The organism is Acidovorax sp. KPB24-07 (genome assembly GCF_057543315.1).
The window spans coordinates 1-1832 of sequence record NZ_BAAJYS010000546.1 but is presented as its reverse complement, the minus strand read 5'-3'; the positions used below and the strand labels follow the sequence as shown (position 1 = coordinate 1832).

Annotated in this window: 2 protein-coding genes; one reads left to right on the top strand and one right to left on the bottom strand. The window is 71.8% G+C overall.

What is annotated here, in order from left to right; translation table 11 throughout:
- The first annotated feature begins 230 nt into the window (after positions 1-230).
- On the top strand, positions 231-488 hold the full coding sequence (locus tag AC27IQ_RS23655) for a hypothetical protein (protein WP_272564030.1): 258 nt from the start codon (positions 231-233) through the stop codon (positions 486-488).
- Positions 489-568: 80 nt separating this feature from the next.
- On the opposite strand, the gene AC27IQ_RS23650 is transcribed toward AC27IQ_RS23655, so the two are convergent.
- Complete coding sequence (locus AC27IQ_RS23650; protein WP_487091016.1) at positions 569-1501, bottom strand: M14 family metallopeptidase; 933 nt, start codon at positions 1499-1501, stop codon at positions 569-571.
- Positions 1502-1832: the final 331 nt, after the last annotated feature.

Genomic DNA, 1832 nt, shown 5'->3' with positions numbered 1-1832 from the left:
CCGGCGTGGGGGTGGCGGGGCTCAACGCCCTGGCGATGGTGCACGACGCCCGGCTGGCGCGGGGTGCGCCGGCTCCGGCCGCGCCGCCGGCCTGACGCCTTCAAGCGGCGATTCTTGCACCGCAGCAATTCGGGAACGGGTCCGACACGGCGGCCCTGGCGACTGCCATGTAATGGGTTTCAGCTGCGCGGGTTCCGTGCAGCCCCCGCAACCCCGAGGAGGACCATCCCATGAAGCAACACGCCACCATCCGCGGAGAAGTCACGTACCGCGAAGGCGACGGCATGCCGATCGCCATTCCCGAGGGCCCGGTCGAACTCGCCCACGCCCCCGACAGCGTGACACTGAGCTGGACGGCGGACAACGACGCCGCCGGCCTGGCCGCCATGCCGCGCGACCAGTACGAGCTCTACGTGCAGGACGGCAAGATCCTGCCCAAGGGCGGCCAGGCGGAGCAGGAAGACCACGTGGCCCCGGCCAGCGCCTGACCTCCCCCGCCATTTCATGACCCAACCGCTGCAGCGGCGGCCGCCCCCGCCGCCGCTGCACGCCATTTACGACCTCAGACTCAGGGCACGGGGCGGGTGAGGTACACCGCCTCGCGGCCCACGATGGGCGCGCGCGTGGGCATCATCACCGTGCAGCCGTCGCACAGCGCGCGGATCTCCTGCGCGCCGTCGGTGGCGATCAGCTCGCCCTCGGCAAACACCTCGAACCCTACCAGCGGCCGCGTGAAGCGGAACTCCGGCGTCGTCACCATGCAGGTTTGGAGCAGCTCGTAGCGGCGCTGCGGACCGGGCGCAGGGCGCTCGCGTTCGATCAGCCCGAAGTACCCCAGAAAATCCAGCGCCGCCGTGGTGGCCACCTCGCCCGCGGAGTACAGGAAGTGCTGCCCGCACTCCACCACCAGCCCCGTGCCCGCGCCGCCCGCCTCGCCCAGGCGGCCGTGCTGGATCAGCGGCGTGCCCGACCCCAGCCCGCTGGGCATGAGCAGGTGCACGCCCGGCCGGCCGATGGCGCAGGCCACTTCGGTATTGCGCGAATAGGCGGGGTACACCCAGAACGGCTCCACGTCCTGGCTGGTGGAGTGGATGTCCAGCACGTGGTCGGCCGCGGCCACCACGGGGCGCAGCTCTCGCGCGCGCCGCATCTCGATGCTGTCCAGGCTGCCGTCCAGCTCGGCGGCCGACCACACGCGGTTGAGGTTGTGGTCGATCTGGCGGCTGTCGAACGGCCGGCTTTCGTCGAACGATTCGTAGGCCTGCACGTTGGCGAAGCTGATGGTGAGGGTGCCCTTCAACGGGCGCACGCCGCTGTCCAGCAGGTGCGTGGCGGCCACCATGCCGCAGATCTCGTTGCCATGCGTGAGCGCATTGATGAGCACGTGCGGCCCGGGCTGGCCCGAGGCGAAACGGTGCACATAGGGGATACCGGTGTTGCCCTCGCGGTAGGCGGTCAGGTCGCGGGGCAGGACTTCGAACAGGGGCGGGGTGAGGGTCATCGCGGTGCGGCGGAGGGCGCCATCGGCTGCGGCGGCCCGTCCGGGGTGAAGGTGGTGGGGAAGCCGGCCATCGTAGCCGCACCGCGCGGCCTTTGCAGGGCCCGGCGCGGTCCCCGTCATCCCATGCCGGACACCGGAATGGGCTCTTGTACGATCGCCGGCACCGGCCTCCGCCCTTGGGAGCGGTCCGCGCAACCCACCCCCCTGTCCATGACCCCGCCCTCCATCACGTGGCTCCCGCTCGCGCAAGCACACGCGCGTTGGCCCGGCGGCTGGCGCGAGGCATTGGCCAGGGCGCGCGGCACGGCCCCCGCCGCTCGCGGACGCCCAG

Excerpts from the sequence above, each read along its gene's own strand:
- AC27IQ_RS23650 (WP_487091016.1), bottom strand. The coding sequence starts at position 1,501 with ATGACCCTCACCCCGCCCCTGTTCGAAGTCCTGCCCCGCGACCTGACC.
- AC27IQ_RS23655 (WP_272564030.1), top strand. The coding sequence starts at position 231 with ATGAAGCAACACGCCACCATCCGCGGAGAAGTCACGTACCGCGAAGGC.